The following is a 21,908-nucleotide window of genomic DNA, read 5'->3' as shown; positions in this document are numbered from 1 at the left end:
TGTCACGTTGTCATTCCTCTACTGATTTGGACGTCACTACGAGCAACGATGTTGCGTTCCGTCACTGTGTTATGCCGATGAAGCTCAGGTAGCTGTTCCACAATTGGTTTCCCCAGAAGATTCCGACCCACGCGCCCGCCAGCATCCAGGGCCCAAAAGGGATTCCACTCTTGCGATTGGCGCGTCGGGTTGCGAGCAAGCCGATCGCGAAAACCCCGCCCAGCAGGAAGGCCGCGAAGGCGCCGGCCACAAGGGGCCCCCAGCCGAGGTAACCGAGGAAGAGTCCGAGCACACCGGCGAGTTTGACGTCGCCGAAACCCATTCCGCCTGGATAAGCGAGCGCCATGACCAGGTACAGGGCCCAAAGGATTGCGAGACCAATGCCAGCACGGATCAGCGACGCATAGTCACCCGTCACGATTGATGCCGTCCCGAGCAGCCCTGCCCCGACGAGATAGCTCGGCAGCACGATCCTGTTTGGCAGCCGATGGGTGTCGAGGTCGATCAGTGCCAGTGCGATACTCACCGCCGCCAGGTACAAGATCGCGAGCAAAACGAGCATTGCGGGGATCCAGGACGCACCCGCGCTGTCGGGTCCAACTTGGCCAGCGTACGCACCAGTCCACACGTAGACGGCGACCACCACGAAGAAGACGGCAGTTCCGGCTTCCACGAGTGGATACCGCACCGAAATCTTCGTCCGGCAGTCGCGGCACTTGCCGCGCAGGAGAGCCCAGGAGACCACCGGAATGTTGTCCCGTCGAAGGATGGAGGCCCCGCAGCGCGGACACGCGCTGGGCGGTGACACGATCGAGAGGCCTGCCGGAACGCGGTAGATCACGACGTTGAGGAAGGAGCCGACGACGAGACCGACCACGGCGCACAGCACGACGATGACGGGCAGCAGCTCAGTGACGGCCATCAGGGAAGGGCCGACCCGTTTGCCGCGAAAGCCGTCGCAACATCGACGTACTGGGTGACCCCGTAGGTCGTCGACGTCGGGGCGAGGAACTTGGGCGGTGCTGCCCCGTGCAGTCGGCTGTCGTACTTGTAGTTCTTCAGGAAGCCCGTGTCGCCGGAGCCGGTGCCGACGGTACCGCGGAACTTCTGTGCGATAGCTCCCAGGACCGTTAGTGTGCCGTGGCTGCCACCGGTGTCGTAGTTCTGCACCTGGAACGTGTGATTAATCGACAGAATCGCAGCGTCGATTTCCCTGTCGCCGAGAGGCGCTCCTCCATTGGCCGTGGTTACTTCCGTGCAGGCAGCGCGTCCGCCGGAGGCCGGGCAATCCATCGGGTTCCACACCCACACAGCGTTTTGCGCGACGAGCCCGAGAACGTCGAAGGCCGGATCGACATACGTGAGGTTACCCGTGACGTAAATGAAGTTGTCGGTTGCAACCGTGACCGCACCCTTGACGACGCCCTTCACAAATGCGTCGCCCGTCCTGCACTGGTAGGCCGGAAGGGCAGACGTGGACGTCGGTGCGCGATCCTCGGTTGCCACCGGGTAGCGCAGGGTAACCGGGGAACCGTAGGTCCAGCCCTGGTCTCCACCGCTGCCGGTGCAGCTGAAGTTGGCGGGCGTGACTCCCGGAGCCCAGTAGTTCGGGTCGGTTGAGGTCGACGAAGCGGTTTGAACGAAAATCAGGTTCTGATCCGGAACGGTCACAAGGGCACCTGCTGGCGAGTTCAATGAGGCCAGGTCACCGCACTCGATAGGGTTCTGACTCAGAATTCCCACGGTGTACGACGGCCTCGTGAACTTTGTCCATGGAGAAGTGACGCGCATATGACCAGTCGCGTCGAACGTGATCGTGGTCGGTCCGGTGTACATACACCCCGGCCGCGGAACATCCGCGGGCAAGTCGACGCGCGTCTCGTTAGGCATGGACGCGTTTGTGGGCGGCATGTCAAGAGACGGGGCCCACACGGGACCCGTCGGGGCCGGCGTGCCTGTTCCGAACACGATTGGGGTTCCTGGGCAGGTGTTGACGTAATTCGGTGTCAACGTACTGCTCGTGGTTACTCCCTGGAGAAACTTCGCTCCACAAATACGCATCTGGTCGTTGGAGTGAACGGGCCCATCGAGGACGTCCCCGCTTGCGAATTGAATTTCCGTGCAATCCGGGTCGTGCGGGGCGTGCCGCACATCGGCAGGATCGACGCAGCGGGTACTTCCCGTAATCTGCGGGTCCATGAATTCGTAATTGGTGAAGTAGAGGAAGTCGATGAACCCTTTCTGCTTGAGGTTGGCGACAATGCTGCGAGTCGACGCGCCGACTTTGCCGGTGGATCGGATCCGCACGATTCCGGATGACGAGTATAAGGAATTGTCTACCTCGTAACGGAACGACGCCCGACCTCCAGCGCCGGCGACGGTTCCCCAGGTGCCCGCGCTTCCCACACCGAAGGCGGGGTTTTCGTTGCCAGGCACGGGCATCGAAACGGTCGTCGTGCTTCCGGTCCCGATAGTGAAGGGGGCAGCCGGATTGCCGAACTTCTCGTAGGTGCTGTCATTAGACAGTCGACTGCCGTATTCGTCCACGCCGGCGTAGGCCGCCGCTAGTGCGGCAGTCGAATCCTGATCGTCGCGCGCTTTGATGGTGCCGCTAGCGGTGAAGCTAAGCGCGGTGGCAGTCAGGAGAAGCATGACAAGCGCCAGGCCAATGACGGTGACCAGGGCGACACCACTTTCGTCGCGACGGAAGTCGGTCATTAGCTTGTTTCTCACTGCGCTCACGAGACGACCTCTACCGTTTGTTCGATCACCACAGGCGCAGCGCCTGGTCCATCATTGCCCTGTAGTCGGACCGTCAGCAGAACGGTTGCAATTCGGGCAAGATCCGCTGAGACCATGCTTCCAGTGGCCGGCGCGGCAATCACAACGCCGCTGCTGTCGAAATAGCTGAAAAGGGGCGCTCCCGCGCCGGGGTCAACGAAGCTGGAGCCCAGATTGAGGCTTGAGTTCGGGGAAGTTGTCGTCGCGGCGAAGACCCATCCTGCCCCGGAGGCCGTCGCCGTCCATCGGCTTTCGATCAGGGCGCGGCTCGTGGGTTCGATCGAGAACCGAATCATCGTGGGTTTAGGAGGACGAACGGCCACACTCGCGAAAGCGTTGACGTCGGTATTGCTGAAAAGCACCACGCTCTCCCTGCCCGCGAAGCTGAAGGCTGGCGCCGCGATACTCGATCCGGCCACTTTCAGTGTCGTGCCGAAACGGATCACCTGACCGAGCTCGTTGGCCGCGGTCGACGCCACCCGGGTACTGCTGTCCAGTGATCGACTTATCGACACCGAACGAACAACGCTCGAGTACAGGCCGGAAGCCATCGCAAGTATCAAGCCCAGAAGCATCATGCTTACAAGAAGCTCCACAAGAGTGATTCCCGACTCTGTGTCGGGCCGGCGCATCGGCTCGACCGACCTCATCGCGGGTCCAGAACGAACAGGCCGGTCGCGTCAGGGGCGAGGCCATGTGTGAGTAACGTCGCTCGTGTCTGGGGCAGCTGCGTCAGTGCCCCTCCGCTACTCGTACTCGTGAAAAGTCTCCAGGAACCAAAAGGAAGCGAGATGCGCACAGCACCCGACGACGGCACGATATTGCCGAAGTTATAGGTCATCGTGGTGGTCGCCGATGTGAGGCATGAGGGTTCGCCCGGCACCGGGGTGGCCGGGTCCGATACCGCGGTGAGCCAGCCCGCCGTCCCGGATGTCACGGTGACGCCGCCCATGGGGACGTTGACGGTGACCGGGACGCCCGGGGCAGGTGCCGCAATGGCTCCACGGACCGCAACGAGCGCCGGCGTCACACGAGTATCGGGGGCCCAGGCCTCCGGGTCAGGAGAAGGACATCCGGTCGCTGCAAACTTGCCAGCGAACGTCTGATAACCGACCGTGTACGGGTGCAGATCGACGTGGTTACTCGTCGCTTTGAGTGCCCAATTGCCCAGGCTGTTGATAAAGGTGTAGTCGAGATCGATCGGGATCTTCGGTAGCGGAGCCACGATATTGGACGCGTAGTTGAGCGTGAACCGCACGGCCGTGTCGTATTGGAATGAATAGGAGGCACTTGTCCCCGCCGCGACCGTACGCGTGAGGACCGGATTCGCAACTTGCGTCGAGTCGATCATGCCTGTTGTCGTGAGCTTCACGGCATAGTCGCCGGGTGCCGCTTGAAGCACAAAGGCACAGCCGTCGGCATCCGTCGGAGTAGTCGTGACAGAACCGAGCGCTGAAATCGCCGTGAAGGTCACCCCGGACTGCCCCAGGCCACGAGCGTTCTTAACCGAGATGAGCAGGGTCCCCTTTGTCGGATCGTTTATCCGGGCGCTTGGCGCTAGAAGGGTATCGACGACGACCGGGCGCGAGCTTGGTCGAATGTTCGGCCAGCTGACGGTGACCGTAATGCGCTTGTATTGAAGAGCCCCGCCGCCCGTTCCACATGTCGACGCAGCTCCCGCCGGTGTGACCCAGGCGGTTGTGCGCGTGACGATGTAGTTTTCCGATCCTGCAGTTGTAATCGTGTGCGCGGAGACGTCCAGCACGGTAAATGGATTGCCTAGTGCTCGAGCGGCGTCGATCTCGGTTGAGGCAATACTAGATGCCGTTTCGCGCAGCTTGCTGTCGCGGGAAAGAGCGAGAGTGGTAACCATCGCGTAACCGACTCCCAGAGCGATCATGGAGAAGATCATCATCGCGACCAAGATTTCGACCAAGGAAAGGCCTTCTGACCTGGCTGCGATCAATCGCGTGCAGATTTTCTTCTTCCCCAAGTCTTACCTCCAGCAAGCGATTCCGTCATTTGAGCGGCAGAAGTGGGGCACCACGATCGCGGTGCCCCACTTCTTTTGAACGCGCCCCGTCTTAGCAGGCAGTCCCCGTTACGCCACTTGAATCACTGACGTAGAAGGAGGTGCCGGTCGGGCTCTTGGCAACAATGCAGAAGGTCGACGCGTTGGTGGCCGGAGCCGCGACTGACCACTTCGGAGCGTCAGCGGCTGCGGTGTACGTGATGCTGGTGCCGCTGTAGCCGTAGGTCCCCAAGACCGCGGTTGTCAGCGCCGGGTAGGCGCCGGCATTCTGCGTGAAGTAACTCACGACAGCCGTCTTTACGTTGGTGAGGTCAGACTTGACCGCGCTGTCTTTGGCGTTGTTCTGTACGCCGAGGTAGACAGGGATGGCGATCGCAGCGAGAATTCCGATGATGATGACGACGACGAGGAGCTCGATCAGGGTAAATCCTTTTTCGTTCTCGTCGAGCTTCTTGCGGCGGAGGTTGAGGGCGTTGAGCGCACGAGTGACCACTGTGAGATCCATTCAGTTAGGTGTGGAACCGGCCATCGGGCCCGATTGGACTCCAAGCGTATTTGCAGGTGGTTTCCAGCGGCGACCCATGAATGAGGGGTATCGCATGCAATTCCACCCCCAGTACGAGGGCGGCTCGCGGCGTGTCCTATTTGATGGCGCCCGCGATACTGAAGATCGGCATGTACAGAGCGATGACCATGCCGCCGATCACGACGCCGAGAAACGCGATCATGAGCGGCTCGATAGCGGCGGTGAGCTGCTCCGTCGATGATTCGACCTCCTGGTCGTAGAAATCGGCGATCTTGTTCAGCATGGTCTCGAGCGAGCCGGCGTCTTCGCCGACGGCGATCATTTGCGTGACCATCGGCGGGAAGACCGGCTGGGCCAGAAGCGGGCCGGAGATGGACTGGCCCTGGCGCACCGACTCGGCCACTTTGACCAGTGCGTTCTCGATGACCCAATTGCCCGAGGTCTCGCCGACGATCTTGAGTGCTTGCAGGATGGGGACTCCGGCACCGATCATGTTCGCGAAGTTACGGCTGAACCGTGCAACGGCGATCTTCTTCAGCAGCGGGCCGAACACGGGCAGCTTGAGCATGATCGGGTCGCGGAAGCGGCGCACCTTTTCCGTGTTCTTGTTCTTGCTCCACCAGATGCTGAAGACCACGCCCACCACGACGAGCACGGGCACGACATAGATCATGGAATGTGAGATGTTGACGAGAATCTGCGTGGGGAGCGGCAGACCACCGCCCAGGCCTTTGAACATGTCGTCGAAGATCGGAACGATGAAGATGAGCATGATCATCACCGAAACGAGGGACATGATCAGCACGATCACCGGGTAGGTCAGCGCAGACCTAATGGTTCCGCGCAGCTTGACCTCCTTCTCGAAGTTCGCCGCGATCGACTCGAGGGCCCGGTCCAAGAACCCACCGGTCTCGCCCGCGCGGATCATGTTGATCATGATCGGTGGGAACTCACGGCCATGCTTGGCGAACGATTCCGAGACCGAGACGCCGGTCTCGACGTCATCCCGCACCTGAGCGAGGATTTTGGCGAGCGGCTTGCTCTCGGTCTGCTCCGCAAGGATGTTGAGCGTGCGCAGCAGGGACAGGCCCGAACCGATCATGGTCGCCATCTGGCGGCTCATGATCGCGAGGTCTTTGAGGCCGACACCCTTCGTGAAGCCGGGAATGTTGATTTCCCGGTTCAGGCCGGTGCCCTCGGCCGATTCCTTGATGGAGATGGGCGAAATGCCCATGCTGCCGAGGCGACTGGCCACGGCCCCTTCACTCGAGGCATCCAGTTTGCCCTTGACGGTCTTGCCGTTGTTGTCCCGGCCGACATAGGCCCAGGCCGTTGCGGTCGACATCAGCGCTGAGGGATGGAGTAGGTGTCGCCGTAGTCGACGCCACCGCCGCCCATCGTTCGGGACGAGTCGTCGGTCGTCGTGTCGGCACGCTTGATCAGCTGCTGCAGGCTCTCCACGTCGTGCGCCTTGTCGAGAGCGGCCTGTCGGGTGATCTGGCCGGAGTCGACGAGGTCGGCGAGGTGCTGGTCCATGGTGTGCATTCCGTCGCCGCCACCGGCCTGCATCATCGACGTGATCTGGTGAGTCTTGCCCTCGCGGATGAGGTTGGCGATGGCGGGGGTCGTGACGAGGATCTCGGTCGCGACCACGCGGCCCTTCTGATTGGCCCGCTTCACGAGGGTCTGGCAGACCACGCCGCGGAGGGTCGCCGCGAGCTGAGTGCGGATCTGGCCCTGCTGGTGCGGCGGGAACACGTCGATCATGCGGTCGATCGTCTGGGCGGCATCCTGGGTGTGCAGGGTCGCGAAGACGAGGTGGCCGGTCTCGGCTGCGGTGAGGGCCACCGAGATGGTCTCGAGGTCGCGGAGCTCACCGATCAGGATGATGTCGGGGTCCTGGCGCAGCACGTGTTTGAGGGCGGCGGCGAAGCTCTTGGTGTCGTGGCCGACCTCGCGCTGGTTGACGAGCGACTTCTTGTGTTTGTGCAGGAACTCGATCGGGTCCTCGACCGTGACGATGTGGTCGGGCCTCGTGCTGTTGGCGAGGTCGACCATCGCGGCGAGGGTCGTGGACTTACCGGAACCGGTGGGCCCGGTGACCAGGACGAGGCCGCGGGGCAGCAGCGAGAAGCGGCCGACGGACTCGGGCACGCCGAGTTCCTTGAGCGGCTTGATCTCGCGCGGGATGAGCCGGAAGGCCCCGCCGATGGAGTTGCGCTGGTGGTAGAAGTTCACCCGGAACCGGGCGCCCGCGGCGGTGTACGCGAAGTCGAGTTCGCGGTCCTCCTCGAATCGGGCCTGGTCCTCGGCCGAGATGATGCTGTACAGAGCCGAGAAAACCTTGCCGGGCAGCCACGCATCGAGGCCCTCGATCGGGCGCAGGGCGCCGTCGATGCGGATCGTGGGCGGGGCGCCGACGGTGATGTGCAGGTCGGATGCCTCGAGCTCGAGCACGAGGTGGAGGGCGTCGATCAGGTCCTGGTCGGCTGGGCGGCCGTCGGGGCCGATGTGCACGGGGGAATGGGGGCGGGCGCCTTCGGTGTGGGTCTCCGGCTCGGCCTGGATCGCGGCGCGGCGACCGGCCGGGCGTGCGTTATGCGAGACGTACGGCTGCGGCGGGGTCAGCGCCGGGTCGGCGAGATGTTCCTGCTCGGGGGCGGCAGTGGGCACGACGAAGGGAACGACGAAAGGGGTCCCGGTGGGCGGCTCGATCGGCAGCGTGCCGAGGAGGGTGTGCGGTGCGGCCACCGGCTGCGGGAGCGTGTACGGGGCTGCCGCCGGGAGCGGAAGCGTGTAGTCGATCGCGGAGCGGGGCGGTTCCGCGTGGTTCACATCGATGCCGTCGAGGTCCTCGTCAGCGGATGCCGCCGAGTCCGCGAATCCCTGGAGGGGCGCCGGGGAGAAATCGGGTTCGACGCGGCGGACGCTGCGGCGTTCGAAGCCGTGGCCGCCGGTTTCGTCGAGGCCGGGGCCACGACGTTCGGCCGCCGCGCTGTCGACCGCGGCCTGCAGGCGCGCGGTGCGCTCGGCCGCGACCTGCTCGGCGGCGGTGCGCTCAGCATCCGCCTTCTCGAGGGCAGCGCTCTCGGCGGGGCCGGCCGCGATCTGGTCCCACCAGGAGACATTCTCTCCCGGCTCGACGGCTGGAATTTCATAGATGGGCTTGTCCATGCGTTCTTTCCTTTCGGCATGCGACGAGCGCTATGCAACGACTCGCAGAATCTCTTCGATCGAGGTCAGGCCCATGCGGACCTTCTCCCAGCCGTCATCACGGAGGGAAATCATTCCCTCCGCCCGGGCGGCCCGGCCGATGTCCGCGCTCGAGGCGCGGTCCACGGCGAGCCGTTCGATGTTCTCGGAGACCGTCATGACCTCGTGCACGGCGAGCCGGCCTCGGTAGCCCGTCTTCGAGCAGTTCTGGCAGCCGATCGGCTGGTAGAGCACCGGCAGCGGCTGGGTCGGGTCGAACCCGAAGCGCAGCTGGTTCAGGCGCTCGACGGTGACCTCGGCGGGGGCCTTGCAGCGGTCGCACAGGCGGCGGGCGAGGCGCTGGGCGACGACGCAGTCGAGGGCGGAGCCGACGAGGAAGGGCTCGATGCCCATCTCGGTCAGGCGCGTGATCGCGCTCGGCGCGTCGTTCGTGTGCAGGGTCGAGAGCACGAGGTGGCCGGTGAGCGAGGCCTCGATCGCGATCTGCGCGGTCTCGTGGTCGCGGATCTCGCCGAGGAGCACGACGTCGGGGTCGCTGCGGAGGATGGACCGCAGCGCGCTCGCAAAGGTGAGGCCCGCTTTCGGGTTCACCTGGACCTGGTTGATGTCCTTCATCCGGTATTCGACGGGGTCCTCGACCGTGATCACGTTGATCTCCGGGCGGGCGACCGAGTTGAGCGTGGTGTACAGGGTGGTCGACTTCCCGGACCCGGTCGGGCCGGTGACGAGGATCATCCCGTAGGGCTTCGTGTACGACTTCTTGTACGCCTCGTAGTTGTGCTCGAGCAGGTTGAGGTCGTGCAGGTCCATCGTGGTCGAGGAGTTGTCCAGGATTCGCATGACGATCTTCTCACCCCACACCGTGGGCAGGGTCGCCACGCGGAGGTCGATCTGGCGGCCGGCGTGGCTGACCGACATCCGGCCGTCCTGGGGCTTCCGACGCTCGGCGATGTCGATGTCGCTCATGATCTTGAGGCGCGAGATGACGCCGTTCTGGATGCTCTTGGGCGCCCGCTGCATCTCGTGCAGCACCCCGTCGATGCGGTACCGCACCCGCAGGTTGTGCTCGGCGGGCTCGATGTGGATGTCCGAGGCTTTGTCCTGGATGGCCTGGCTGACGAGGAGGTTGACGAAGCGCACGATCGGGGCGTCGTCGTCGAGCGAGTCGGAGACCCCGAAGGCCGATGAGGCCTCGACGGTGGCCTGCTCGTCCTCCATGGTGGTGGTGAGGTTGCTGAGCTCGTCGTCGGCGCGGTGGTAGCGGGCGATCGCGGCGAGCAGGTCGTTCTTCTCTGCGACGACGGGGATGACCCGCATCCGCGCGGACTCGCGCACGTCGTCGATCGCGAACACGTTTCCGGGGTCGACCATGGCGAGCACGAGGCGGCCGGCCTCGATCGCGATCGGCAGCACCTGGTGCCTGCGGCTCATTGCCGGGGTGACAAGGGCGACGGCGAGCCGGTCGACGGGGAAGTCGATCAGTTCGACGAAGGCGAGGCCGGCCTGCTCGGCGCGGGCGCGGGCGAACTGCGCCTCGGTGATCACCCCGGAGTCGACGAGTGCACGCACGGCGCTTTCGTCGGCCGGGTCACCGGCCATGAGGGTGTCGAGCTTCTCGATCGGCAGCAGCCCGTGCAGGATGAGAATCTCGGTCAGTGAAGCCACGTGATCCTCCCCCGCCGGCTGAAGCTGCAGAGAACCGCGAGCGCACGCAGCAAATCGATCCACGCCCGGGAAAGTTGGTAACGCCCAACGCTAACCCCGCGTTCGAGTCCGGGACAGACCCACGATCAGGGGGTGCGGAGCTTTCCGACCGGCGAAACCGTCAGCATCCGGGTGCCCGTGGACTCGACGACGAGGGAAGCGACGTCGTCGCGGCCGGGCGGGAGGAGCCGCGCGGTGAGGCGATCCGAGTCGAGCAGATCGAGCTGGCCGGCGACGATGTCCGCGACCGCGGCGAGCGCCTCGGGGGGCCGGCCGCCGGAGTCGTCGAGGAGGGTCACGTCGACTCCGCGGAGCCGGGCCGCGCGGGCAGCCCTGATCACCGGCTCGATGAAAAGCGTCCTGGCCCGGATGGCGTCGCGCAGGGTGGCCTCGACGATGAGGCACTCGGCGCGGAGCGGCGGGTCGAGGTCCTCCCCCCCGGCCAGGCGCTCGAGGGCAGGCCGGGCGAGCGCGTTCACGCGGGCGAGTTCCGATTCCCGTTCGGTGACGGCCGCTTCGGCGCTCGCGGTCGCCGCGATCGAGACCGCGCGCTCCCGGTTGAGCACGGCGAGGGTGCGGGTCGAACGGGTGAGCCCGACGGCGAAGACCGCCCCCGCGAGCAGGGTGGCGGCGTGCCGCACCACGAGGGTGAGGCCGTCGGCGAGGGCCAGGCCGTTCAGCAGTGCCCAGCCGACGCCGACCGCGACGAGCAGGCCGTAGCCGGCCCAGGCCGGGCCTGGCCGTCCGCGGGTGGCGAGCAGGACGAGCAGCAGCGTGACGGCGCCGAACGCCCAGTGCGCGAACGGTGGGGCGGATGCGGGGGCGACGGCCGCCGAGGCGAGCGCGGCCCCCGCGGTGGCGAGCAGGATCACCGAGACAGGGGCCCGGCGGGGAATCGGGTCGGGGACGACCACCAGGAGCCACGCCGCGGCGCCGACGATCAGGAGCAGGCCGAGCGCTGTGAGGGGCCGGCCTGCGGCGGGGCCGGGCTCTCCGAAGGCGAGGAGCAGGTGCACCGCGGCGAAGACGGCGAGGAGGACGAGGGCGAGGCTCCGCGGCAGGGTGACGAGCAGCGGGATGGCTGCGGGTGTTCCCGGGGTTCCCGCGCTTTCCGAAGCGACCGGAATGACCGGCGTTGTGGCCTCCGGCGTCCAGGAGACCACGACCTCGGCGCCGGCACCCGGTCGCGACCAGACCGTGGCCGCCCCTCCCGCCACGCGGCGCATCCGCTCGACGATGCTGCGGGCGATGCCGAGGCGTTCGGCCGGGACGCTGGCGGGTTCGAAACCGACCCCGTCGTCGCGGACGGTGATGCGGAGGCCGGGGCCCTGCATCCGTGCGGTGACGCTGCGGTGCACCGGGCGGTCAAGGCCGACACCCGCCGCGACCCGGGAATTGCGCAGGGCCTCGCCGACGGCGCCGAGCAGGGCCGTCGCGGCTGCAGCTGTCACGGCGGAGCGGTCGTCGAGGTCGGAGCCGACGACGGCGTCGGGGGTGATCTGCGCGGCGAGGGCTTCCAGTCGCATGGTCAGTTCGGGGCCGGGGACGAACTGCCCGGGGGCGCGGTCCCTGACCGCGTCGAGACGCACGAGGGTGGTGGCGGCGTGCTCGGCGAGGGCTGCGGCCGGAATGCCGCCGCGGCCGGCCATCAACAGGGTGGAGATGACGCTGTCGTGCACGAGCTCGTCGATCGCCACGCGCTCGCGGCTGCGGGCCACTCCCGCGGCGGCGGCGGCGATGTCCGCCCGGGTGGCGACGGTCGCAGCGTCGACCCGGACGGCATTGCGGCGGGCCGCCATCATCAGCCCGAGGAAGACGCCGACGAGGAGCATCGAATAGACGGCGTCTTCGAGGCCCACAAGGACCGGCCGGGGATCCGTCGATGTCGCGGTGCGCACGAGGCCGCTGAGCGCGCAGACGACGACGAGATAGGCCCAGCCGACGCGGTCGCGGGTCGCGACGCCGACGGCGAGGACGGGCACCCCGGTGAAGGTCAGGGCCCAGGGGATGTCGGCGCCGGCCGGGAGCGGGGTGGCCCGGAACGTCAACCAGAAGACGAGGATGGCGAGGAACACGACGCCCTCGGCGAGCGCGATCCGGCGCAGCAGCCGGAGCGGCGCCCGCCGGGACAGCACGCCGAGCGCGACGGGCAGCCCGAAGACCAGGGCCCAGATCAGGATCGCGGGCAGGGGCCGCGGCGCCCAGACCTGGCTGAGGAACGAACCCAGGCTGAGGAGGCAGAACACCACCGCGGTGGGACCGATCGACGTATAGAGCACCCGGGCGAGGCGCTCGGCGGCGGTCAAGCCGGCGTGCGGGCGCCGGCCGCGCCTCACGGCTGGCCGGGGACCGGCAGGATGCCGTCTTCGAGGGCCCGCTTGTACAGGTCGATCTTGGTGTTGGCCGGGCGCCCGACGCGCTGGTATTTCGAACGGACCCGGCGGATGTAGTCGATCACGGTCGCCTCGGCGAGGCCGGTGCGGGCGGCGACGAGCGGGGCCTTCGCGCCCGCCGCGTAGAGGGAGAGCACTTCGCGTTCCCGCGGGCTGAGCCCGGCATCGTTGAGCTCGGGGTCGCCGTCGAGGGCGGCCGCCCACTCGGTCGAGGGGATCGGCTCCCCGGCGGCGGCGCGGAGCACCGCGTCGAGCAGCACGGCGGTCGGTTCGGACTTGCGCACCACGCCGAGCACCCCGCTGCGGGCGGCCGTGCGCATCAGCACGGCGTCGTCGCCCGCGGTGAAGGCGAGGACGGCCGAACCGGCGGAGCGCAGCCGGTCGACGTTCTCGCCGACGCCCGAATCGTCGGACAGCCGCAGGTCGAGGATCACGAGGTCGACCGGGCGGCTGGCCTGCGCGGTCGATTCGAGCAGTTCGGTCACGGAAGCGACCGTTGCGACGACCTGGATCTCGGGGAGCGCCCCGAAGAGGGCGGCGAAACCGCGCGCGACGATCTCGTGGTCATCGATCAGGGCAATGCGATAGGTGGGCACGAGAAACTTTCGGTCAGGCCGTACGGGGACGGCGCCTGCGGGGCGGTGCCGCTGGATGGTGTTCCTGCCGCCGGCGTGCGCGTTCGGGTGCCACCGGAAGTGACGGCTTTTCGATGGTGATGTGCTGGTCCTAGTGTGAAACCGGGGGAACGCGCCGGGGGGCATGTGGGGCGCTCGCAGTCTCGCCGGGGACGAGGTTTTCTGGAGAGACGGCCGGGCGCCCCCTCCCCTCGTTCATGGCCCGATGGCCGAGGCGTCCGCCGCTCTCCTCGAGGTAGCAGGAGCCGCACAGGGACTCATAGGTGACGAAGGCCCCGTCGATCGCGACCTGGTCGCCATCGAAGACGAAGCGCCCGTCGATCTTGCGGCCGTTGAACACTGCCTTGCGCCCGCAGCGGCAGATGGTCTTGAGCTCTTCGAGGCTGTGCGCGATCTCGAGCAGGCGACGGCTGCCGGGGAACGCGACGGTCTGGAAGTCGGTGCGGATCCCGTACGCCAGGACGGGGATGTTCTCGAGGATCGCGATGCGGAGCAAGTCGTCGACCTGGGCCTCGGTGAGGAACTGCGCCTCGTCGACGAGGAGGGCGCTGACGTCGAGCCCGTCGCGGGCGACGACCTGCGCGCGGTGCTCCTGGAAGAGGGCGTAGGCATCCGTCTCAGGGGTGAGCAGGAAGTCGACGCCGCGCGTCACGCCGAGGCGCGAGAGGATGCCCCGATCACCCTTGGTGTCGACAGACGGCTTGGCGAGCAGCACACGATGGCCGCGCTCCTCGTAGTTGTATGCGGCCTGGAGCATCGACGTGCTCTTACCGCTGTTCATCGCTCCATAGCGAAAGTACAGTTTTGCCACGGTACCTGGAATCCCCCTCTGCGCCACCCGGCGCGTTCGTCTGCCCCGGGTCAGTTCAGCGTACTGGGCGTGCGACTCTGCGGCGTTCGGGGCCGTGTTCCGCGTCGAACTCGAGCGTCACGAGCGGTCGACGACCGTACGCCCGGCTCGTGGAGACGCGTACCCGCCCGAACACCACGTGCAGGACGCCGAGGTAGGGCCGCAGCAGCGCGCGAACGGCCCGGGCGGGCAGGTCGATGCCGACCTGAATCGTTACCTGGTCGAGCCGGGGGGCGGATGCCGGGGCGCCGACGCCCGGGGCCGTCTCGCGCCGGGGTCCGCGGTCGGGGATCGTGCGGAGCGGGGAGGTGCTCAGCGGGATCTCGGACGTCGTGGTGAGGGGCGACCGGGTCAGGGCAGGCCGCGGGGACCCGGTGCCGCGGAACTCGTCGCCCGCGGTGACCTGGACGACGAGGCTGCAGGGGTCGAAGCCCGGCGCCGAGCAGACGGCGCCGAGCAGGGCAGCGGTCGCGGCGCGCTGGTCGGTATGGAAGGCGGCGGCGCGGCGGTCGGGATCGGCGACCACGAGCAGAGGGGTGATGCCGCCGGCCAGGAGGGCTGCGCGCTCCCTCGCGATGGCCGCGTCGAGCCAGGTCTTGTCGAGCTCGCGAAGGAGCGCCTTGCGCACGTCGGCGGCGAGCGCGCCGGCCCGGGAGATGTCGGCCTTGGTGATCTCGCCGCGGTCGAGGACCTCGGTGAGCAGCGGGAGCACGCCGGCGGCGAGTTCGGTGCGCTGCTGCTCGACGACGGCCCTGACCACGCGGGCCCTCGTCTCCTCGGTGCGCTCGATGATCGCACGGCGGGCATCCGTCTGCCAGGCCAGCAGTGAGCCGACGAGCCGACGGGAGTATGCGGCCCCGGCGAGCGCGGGCGCGAGGACCTGGGTGACCGCGACGGCGGCGAAGACGACGGGGGCGACGTCGATGGAGTGGAAGGGCGCCTGCACCCAGGTCACCGCGGCGACGACGAGCGCGAGGACCCCGGCGGAGGCCGCGATCTGGCGCCACGGCCGGTAGGGGGCGAGGCCGAGCAGGAGAAGGCCGATCGCGACGGGGCCGAAGTCGTCCTGGATCAGGGCGTTGTGGTTCCAGCGGGAAGCCTGTTCGAGCAGGTAGGCGGCGAGGGCGAGCACGGCGATGGCCACGTGCGCGGCGCCGCGGAAGGGTGCGTTTCTCGGGCGGGAGGCGAGGACGAGCAGGATCGCGGCGAGGGTGACGGCCACGATCGCAAGGGAGCCCAGGAGCGCGTTCCCGGTCTGGCCGGCCTGGGTGATCGTGGCCGTGACTGCGGAGACCGTGACGATCGCGGCGATCGCCGGCGCGAGCGGCCACGCGGAGAGGGCTCCGAGCGGATCGAGTTGCTGCTGGGTCAGGGAGCTGCGGCTCATAGCGGCCAGCCGATCCCGGCGTCGCTCGCGGTGTCGCCGGCCGGATCGGATGCCGGGCCGCTTGCCGCACCGGTACCGGGCCGTTCGACGGCGTCGCCGGGAGGCGCAGGCACCGTCAGGAGCACGGAGGTGCCCGCACCGGGACGGGTCATGATCGTGACCGAGCCGCCGAGGCGCTCGATCCGGCGGCGCACCGCCTGGCGAAGGCCGAGGCGATCGGCGCCGGTCTCCGATTCCGTGAAGCCGCGGCCGGCATCCATGACCATCACGGAGAGATCGTGGTCGGTGGATTCGATGACGACCTCAGCTGAGACGATGCCGGCGTGCAGGATGACGTTGATCAGGCACTGCTGCACGGCGAGGCCGAGCTCGCGGTCGGCGACCGCGTCGAGGCGGCCGAGGGCGGCGCGCTCCCCCGTGACCTCGACGACGAGGCCGCGGTCACGGCAGCGTTCGATCGCGGAGTAGACGGCACTGTCGAGCCAGCCGTCCGGGCCGGAGAGTCGCTCGTCGGAGTCGGTGAGCCAGCTTGTGCCGTGCAGGGTGTCCACGGTCTCACGGATGCCGGCGGCCAGGTGCGGGCCGAGCGGACCGGGGTGGGCGTGCACGAGCGCGACAAGCTGGTTGAGCGTGGTGTCCTGGCTGAGGGCGACCGCGCGCACGTCGAGTTCGTGCCGCAGCAGCCGCGACTGGTCCTCCTGCAGCGCCCGGTGCATGGCGAGCTGGACCGGACGGTGCCTGCGCCTGCCGAGGCCGCTCACGAGCATCACCCCGACGAGGAAGAGGTACGTCGACACCGTGAACGCATCGGGGTGATACGGCACCCCGGTCTCGAGGGCGGCGATGACCGTCACGGTCTCGGCGAGGATGAAGCCGGCGGTGCCCCAGAGCACGCCCACGAGGGCGCCCGTTCCGACGCCGCCGACCATCAGGAGCGCCATCTTCGGCATCGACACGAGAAAGACGTCCGAGCTGTGGAAGAGCTCAGGCAGCCCGAGCAGGGTAACGCTGACGACGTACGTGACGACGGCGCCAACGAGGAGGTAGGCGACCGAGAGCAGCACGGTGCGGTGGCGGGACAGAAGGAAAAGGAGGATCGCCATCGAGAGGATCCCGATCAGGCTCACGCCGATCTGCGCGCTCGGGTGGCTGATGCCGAGCACGGCGATCGAGACGAGGGCGCCGACCAGGCAGGTGAGGCCGAACCAGTGCGTGGCCTGGGCCAGGGCGCGCCCGACAGAGGTGCCGACCAGATGGTCGGGGAGGCCTAGGGTCATTGCCGCTCCGTTCTCCGTCGATTATCGCATCCGGCGGAGTCCTTCTTGCGTGAGGGGTCGCGAATCGAGGTTCGCGTGAGCGTTGAACGTCGATCTGCGACACCTGAGCCGGGGGCCGGGCCGCAGCGAGGCATCCGCTGTTCGAGGCCGCCGTTCAGAACAAGGTCGGGTGCAGCTCAGGAGGGAGCTCGCCCGCGATGAGCAACCTCGGGCCGGGCACGGGCTGGCCAGGGAACGCAGGGACGGCGGGCGCGGGGCGGGCGAGCGCGCGGGAGCGGACGCCGCCGGTGACGGGATCCTCGATCCCGTGCTCGAGCCCGTGCGCCCGGATCAGCGGTTTGATCCGGAGCGCGAGCCATTGCCGGTAGCCCTTGGGTGCGTAGGCGTTGCGACCGTAGAGCTCGTGGTAGCGGGGCACGAGGTCGGGGTGGTCCCTCGCGAGCCACTGCATGAACCAGTCGCGTACCCCCGGCCGCAGGTGCAGCGCGGTGTACATCACGTCGGAGGCCCCGGCGGCCTTCGCCTGGCGGAGGGCATCGTCGAGGTGCGCGCGGGTGTCGGTGAGGAACGGCAGGATCGGCATCATGAACACCGAGCAGCGCAGGCCGCGTTCCCGGATCGCGGTCACCGTGGCGAGGCGCGCCGCCGTTGATGGGGTGCCCGGCTCGACCGCGGACTGCAGTTCGTCGTCATAGATCGCGATCGAGAGGGCAAGGTCGACGGGCACGAGCGTGCTCGCCTCGACGAGCAGGTCGAGGTCGCGCCGGATCAGGGTGCCTTTGGTCAGGATCGAGAGCGGGGTTCCGGAGTCGGCGAGCGCCGCGATCACGCCCGGCATCAGCCGGTAGCGGCCCTCTGCGCGCTGGTAGGGATCGGTGTTGGTGCCGAGCGCGACGGCGTTGCGCTGCCAGGCGGGCCTGGCGAGCTCCTTGCGGAGCACCTCGGCGACGTTGACCTTCACGATGATCTCGTTGTCGAAGTCCTTGCCTGCGTCGAGGTCGAGGTACGTGTGCGTGTTGCGAGCAAAACAGTTGTGGCTGATGACCCCGTTCGCGATGAAATCTCCGGTCGCGGTCGAGATATCGATCATGTCCATCGTGCTCCCCAGGTCCTCCACGGACACGACCTGCAGCAATGCCGCGGACTTCACTGCTGCACCGGCAATGGACAGCTTCCGGTCGATCGCGGGGCCTACCAGCCCGAAGAACCTGGAACGCATCGGCAGCCCGCCGGTAACCCGAACACAGCGAACGCCGTTCGGCCGCGCACCCTCTAACACGTGCTCAATACCCAGCGCGGACATGGACTTCTGGATGTTGTCGAGTATCGTCGCGTCCTTGTTACTGATCCGCAGAATGCCTCGCGAACCTGAGCCCTCCGCATCGAAAACACCGGCAAGAAACCCGGCATGCCAATCGTCGTCGGGGTCGTCAACCCAGCGGATGAGCTCCGCGATCCGGGCGAACGACGCGGCCTTGCCCGAGTAGATCGAGGTCACGGCGCGCCGAGTGAGGGAAGGCGCGGAGAACGGACGGGTCTGCGTGACTACTCCCTCCTGTTCGAGGAACAGTCTCGAGCGGTTGAGCGCCTCGACGTCCGTCAAGGCAAGCCGGAAGAGCCGCACTTTGTTTCCGCCGCCGGCTCGACGTGGATAGTCGCGCGAGATCATCATCCCGTCACCGCGAATCATGCCGGTCAAGTACCCGCGTCGGTAACTCGGCGCGAAGTAGTTCGGCTGCGTCGCCTCCGTGAGCCCATTGAGCCCGAAACCCATGAGTTTGTTGTTCTCGGTCAGGTAGGGACGTTGGTCGTCCCCGCGCATGGCGCGGGTGACGTACTTCCAACCCCGTTCGGTGAGGAAGCGATGGTCTCCGCTGGCGACGAGCTCGGTTCCGTCAGCTAGGGTGACGCGGTAGCCGCGCTTCCGGGTGTCCCACGAAGCGAGCACTGTCGTCTGCATATACCGCCGGTAGGCGCCGACGGTCTCCGTGCCCATGATCGCATCGCCAACCCTGACCTGCCAGAGCGGCTTCTGCCGCCCGTCCGCCATCAGGATGAGCGTTTCCGGGCTCAGGCAGTATGTGCAGGCATGGGAGCAGCCTCGGTAGGGGTTGATCGTCCAGCCGAACGGCATGGCGCTCTGGCCGGGTACCCGGTTGAGCGCGGACTTGGCCAGGATCTCGTGGAAGGTGATCCCCGCGAACTCGGGTGTGCGCACGCTCCGCACCAGGTTGTTCAGCCGGGCAAGGCCGGGAAGCGCGCCCGCCTGTTCCGTTGTGAGTTCCTGCCCGCTCCACCGCATGCTTACATTCGAACACACGTTCGATACTTGCGCAAGGGTGCCGCGGCATCCACCCTCACCGATTCGACGGAGATTTTGTCGAAAACGAGCCGAAACCGCCCGCTCACGGACAGAAAACGCAAAAACTCCGTCGGATTGGTCAGGGGTTGGTGAGGTGCAGGGTCGCGGCGGTCGCGGCGAGGGAGGCTGCGGCGCGGGCGGGGGCGTCGGACAGGGTCGTGCCGAGGCTCGGGATCAGTTCGCGGAGTCGCGGTTCCCAGGCCGGGTACTGCTCGGGGAAGCAGCGCTGGAGCAGGTCGACCATGATCGGAGCCGCGGTCGATGCCCCGGGGGATGCCCCGAGCAGGCCGGCGATGCTGCCGTCGGCCGAGGTGATGACCTCGGTGCCGAATTGCAGCACTCCGCCCTCCTTCGGGTCCTTCTTCATCACCTGAACACGCTGGCCCGCGGTGATGAGCTCCCAGTCGGCCATCTTGGCCGTCGGCATGAACTCCTGCAGGGCCTTGAGTTTGGCAGTGCGGGACGCGAAGACCTCGCCGAAGAGGTACTTCATCAGGCCGACGTTGTGCCGGGCGACGGCGAGCATCGGACCGATGTTGTGCCCACGGACAGAGAAGGGGAGGTCGAACCAGGTGCTCGACTTGAGGAACTTGGGCGTGAACCCCGCGAAAGGCCCGAACAACAGCGAGGCCTCCCCCTCGACGTGGCGGGTGTCGAGGTGCGGGACCGACATCGGCGGGGCGCCGACGGCGGCCTTGCCGTAGACCTTGGCCTGGTGCTGGGCGACGACCGCGGGATTGGTTGTGCGCAGGAACTGGCCGCTGATCGGGAAGCCGCCGAAGCCCCGCGCCTCGGGGATGCCGCTCTGCTGCAGCAGGGCGAGCGCACCGCCGCCGGCACCCACGAACACGAAGCGGGCCTTCACCGTGCTGGGATGCCCGCCGACGAGGCGCCGGAGGTTCAGCCGCCAGGTGCCGTCCGTCAGCTTCTTCAGGCCGGTGACCTGCTGGTTGACGTGGACGCCGACGCCCTTGGTCGCGAGGTCGTCGAAGAGGTAGCGGGTGAGTGCGCCGAAGTCGACATCGGTGCCCGACGCGATCCGGGTCGCGGCGATGCGCTGGTTCTTCGGGCGATTTTTCGTGAGCAGCGGGGTCCAGGTGCCGATGACGGCCGGGTCCTCGCTGTATTCCATCCCGTGGAAGAGCGGCTGGTCCTTGAGCGCCGCGAACCGTTTGCGCAGGTACTCGACGTTGGATTTGCCGTGCACGAACGTCATGTGCGGCGTCGAGTTGATGAACTTCGTCGGTTCGGGAAGAACGCCGTCGATGACCAGGGACGACCAGAGCTGGCGGCTGATCTGGAACTGCTCATTGATGCTCACGGCTTTGTCGGCGGTGACGCTTCCGTCGCTCGCCTGGGGCATGTAGTTGAGCTCGCACAGGGCAGCGTGACCGGTCCCGGCGTTGTTCCAGGGGTTCGAACTCTCCTGGGCGACCTCGCCGAGGCGCTCGTAGACCTCAATACTCCAGTCGGGCTGCACTTGTTTGATCAAGGTTCCGAGAGTGGCGCTCATGACGCCGCCACCAATAAGTACGACATCAACCTGCGCCATTGGATTCACACGTTCGAGTGTAACGCCGCGCGCACGCGCGCCTGACCGCGTCCGATGCCGCCGATCACCCCGGACTGGGGGCGAAATGGGACGCCGAAAGGGGACAGATAACCGTCAGACGATACTCCTGCGTAACATATTTGTCGAACCCCCCCGATAGGGCGGATGCGTGCATCCGTCCGGCTCTCGTACAGGTCTCGTCCTCGGCATCATCGCCCTGGCGGTGCCCGTCCTTGCCCTCGGCACCTTCGTCAGCGCTTTCGCCCTGCAGGTACCCGGAGGTCAGACCGTGAACCCGCTGGCGACCACATCGTTCTACGTCAATCCGTCCTCCTCTGCGGCGCAGGCCGCAGCGGATGCAGCCGAAAGGTCCGGGGCGACCTCGGTCACGGCGACGGCGCTGAGGCGGCTCGCCGCCCAGCCCGCAGCGATCTGGCTGACGCCGGAGAAGTATCCGCTCGACACGGTCGGCGAAGAGGTCGCGACCATCACAGATGCCGCGATCAAGGACGGGAAGACCGCCGTCTTCGTTCTCTATGGAATCCCCAACCGGGACTGCGGCAACTTCTCGGCCGGCGGACTCTCGGTACTCGAATACCCCGGCTGGGTGAAGGCGATCGCGACGACCCTGACGCTGCGCGAGGCCGTCGTGATTCTCGAGCCAGATGCCCTCTCCCTCGCAACCCAGTGCAACAACGTCGAGGAGCGGGTGCACGAGGTGCACACCGCGGTCGACCTGCTCGCACCCACGCGGGCAACGGTCTACCTCGACGCCGGCCACTCCGAATGGATCGCCCCGTCCGCGATGGCCGGGCTACTCAACCGCTCGGGCATCGCCTCCGTACGCGGGTTCGCGACGAACGTGTCCAACTACATGGACTCCGCGGCCGAGCACGCGTATGCACAGCAGGTCTCCGACCTCACCAACGGCGCCCACTATGTGATCGACACCTCCCGCAACGGCGCGGGCTCGAACGGCGAGTGGTGCAATCCCCCCGGCCGCGCCCTCGGCGTCCTGCCCTCCGTCGTCTCGAACCAGGGCGCCCAGGATGCGAACCTCTGGATCAAGCAGCCGGGCGAGAGCGACGGAACCTGCAACGGCGGCCCCACTGCGGGGGACTGGTGGAACGCCCAGGCACTCGCGCTCACCAAGGCTGCCGGATGGTAAGCCCCGGTGCATGCGGCACCCCCTTCGA

17 protein-coding genes are annotated in these 21,908 nt (G+C 67.1%); 2 read left to right on the top strand and 15 right to left on the bottom strand.

Features of this window, described 5'->3' with window-relative positions; translation table 11 throughout:
* Positions 1-61: 61 nt before the first annotated feature.
* From RCH22_RS18955 to RCH22_RS18940, 4 genes are read right to left on the bottom strand one after another with little or no spacing between them, the layout of a single operon-like run.
* Positions 62-922 (bottom strand): prepilin peptidase, encoded by an 861-nt coding sequence (locus tag RCH22_RS18955; protein ID WP_327015180.1) that lies wholly within the window; start codon positions 920-922, stop codon positions 62-64.
* Positions 922-2,718, bottom strand: a complete 1,797-nt coding sequence (locus RCH22_RS18950; protein WP_327015179.1) for a hypothetical protein — start codon at positions 2,716-2,718, stop codon at positions 922-924. The genes RCH22_RS18955 and RCH22_RS18950 overlap by 1 nt, the downstream gene beginning before the upstream one ends.
* Before the next feature lie 20 nt (positions 2,719-2,738).
* Complete coding sequence (locus tag RCH22_RS18945) at positions 2,739-3,413, bottom strand: type II secretion system protein (RefSeq protein ID WP_327015574.1); 675 nt, start codon at positions 3,411-3,413, stop codon at positions 2,739-2,741.
* 14 nt (positions 3,414-3,427) lie between these two features.
* A complete protein-coding gene (locus RCH22_RS18940; RefSeq protein WP_327015178.1) occupies positions 3,428-4,696 on the bottom strand; it encodes a type II secretion system protein in 1,269 nt (422 codons plus the stop codon).
* On the opposite strand from RCH22_RS18940, the gene RCH22_RS18935 reads away from it, so the two are divergent.
* Positions 4,680-4,853 (top strand): hypothetical protein, encoded by a 174-nt coding sequence (locus RCH22_RS18935; protein ID WP_327015177.1) that lies wholly within the window; start codon positions 4,680-4,682, stop codon positions 4,851-4,853. The two genes, RCH22_RS18940 and RCH22_RS18935, sit on opposite strands and share 17 nt — an antisense overlap.
* Before the next feature lie 12 nt (positions 4,854-4,865).
* Here RCH22_RS18935 and RCH22_RS18930 read toward each other — a convergent pair whose 3' ends face one another.
* The 11 genes from RCH22_RS18930 to RCH22_RS18880 form a co-directional block, all read right to left on the bottom strand.
* Positions 4,866-5,318 (bottom strand): type IV pilin protein, encoded by a 453-nt coding sequence (locus RCH22_RS18930; RefSeq protein ID WP_277871727.1) that lies wholly within the window; start codon positions 5,316-5,318, stop codon positions 4,866-4,868.
* A 136-nt stretch (positions 5,319-5,454) separates the two neighbouring features.
* Positions 5,455-6,684, bottom strand: a complete 1,230-nt coding sequence (locus RCH22_RS18925; RefSeq protein ID WP_327015176.1) for a type II secretion system F family protein — start codon at positions 6,682-6,684, stop codon at positions 5,455-5,457.
* Positions 6,684-8,513: a PilT/PilU family type 4a pilus ATPase gene (locus RCH22_RS18920; RefSeq protein WP_327015175.1), complete on the bottom strand. Its 1,830-nt coding sequence runs from the start codon at positions 8,511-8,513 to the stop codon at positions 6,684-6,686. Before RCH22_RS18920 ends, RCH22_RS18925 begins: the two co-directional genes overlap by 1 nt.
* 30 nt (positions 8,514-8,543) lie before the next feature.
* The gene (locus tag RCH22_RS18915; protein ID WP_327015174.1) at positions 8,544-10,217 is read right to left on the bottom strand and encodes an ATPase, T2SS/T4P/T4SS family; all 1,674 of its coding nucleotides are present in this window, start codon (positions 10,215-10,217) and stop codon (positions 8,544-8,546) included.
* A gap of 125 nt (positions 10,218-10,342) precedes the next feature.
* Entirely contained in the window at positions 10,343-12,562 is a 2,220-nt protein-coding gene (locus RCH22_RS18910; RefSeq protein ID WP_327015173.1) for a hypothetical protein, read from the bottom strand.
* Positions 12,563-12,588: 26 nt separating this feature from the next.
* Positions 12,589-13,245, bottom strand: a complete 657-nt coding sequence (locus RCH22_RS18905) for a response regulator transcription factor (protein WP_327015172.1) — start codon at positions 13,243-13,245, stop codon at positions 12,589-12,591.
* Between the two features lie 130 nt (positions 13,246-13,375).
* Complete coding sequence (locus RCH22_RS18900; RefSeq protein WP_327015171.1) at positions 13,376-14,095, bottom strand: thymidine kinase; 720 nt, start codon at positions 14,093-14,095, stop codon at positions 13,376-13,378.
* Between the two features lie 55 nt (positions 14,096-14,150).
* Entirely contained in the window at positions 14,151-15,521 is a 1,371-nt protein-coding gene (locus RCH22_RS18895; RefSeq protein WP_327015170.1) for a hypothetical protein, read from the bottom strand.
* On the bottom strand, positions 15,518-16,798 hold the full coding sequence (locus RCH22_RS18890) for an ATP-binding protein (protein WP_327015169.1): 1,281 nt from the start codon (positions 16,796-16,798) through the stop codon (positions 15,518-15,520). The genes RCH22_RS18895 and RCH22_RS18890 overlap by 4 nt, the downstream gene beginning before the upstream one ends.
* Before the next feature lie 154 nt (positions 16,799-16,952).
* Positions 16,953-19,100 carry an intein-containing Rv2578c family radical SAM protein gene (locus tag RCH22_RS18885; protein WP_327015168.1) on the bottom strand — a complete coding sequence of 716 codons (2,148 nt, stop codon included), beginning with the start codon at positions 19,098-19,100 and terminating at the stop codon, positions 16,953-16,955.
* A gap of 139 nt (positions 19,101-19,239) precedes the next feature.
* Positions 19,240-20,712, bottom strand: coding sequence for a malate:quinone oxidoreductase (locus RCH22_RS18880; RefSeq protein ID WP_327015573.1), 1,473 nt, complete (start codon positions 20,710-20,712; stop codon positions 19,240-19,242).
* A gap of 169 nt (positions 20,713-20,881) precedes the next feature.
* On the opposite strand from RCH22_RS18880, the gene RCH22_RS18875 reads away from it, so the two are divergent.
* Positions 20,882-21,880, top strand: a complete 999-nt coding sequence (locus tag RCH22_RS18875; RefSeq protein ID WP_327015167.1) for a glycoside hydrolase family 6 protein — start codon at positions 20,882-20,884, stop codon at positions 21,878-21,880.
* The last annotated feature ends 28 nt before the right edge of the window (positions 21,881-21,908 follow it).

The sequence above is a fragment of the Cryobacterium sp. GrIS_2_6 genome (genome assembly GCF_035984545.1).
GTDB lineage: Bacteria > Actinomycetota > Actinomycetes > Actinomycetales > Microbacteriaceae > Cryobacterium.
Note: the sequence above shows the minus strand (reverse complement) of the source record. Positions and strands in the feature narration are given on the sequence as shown.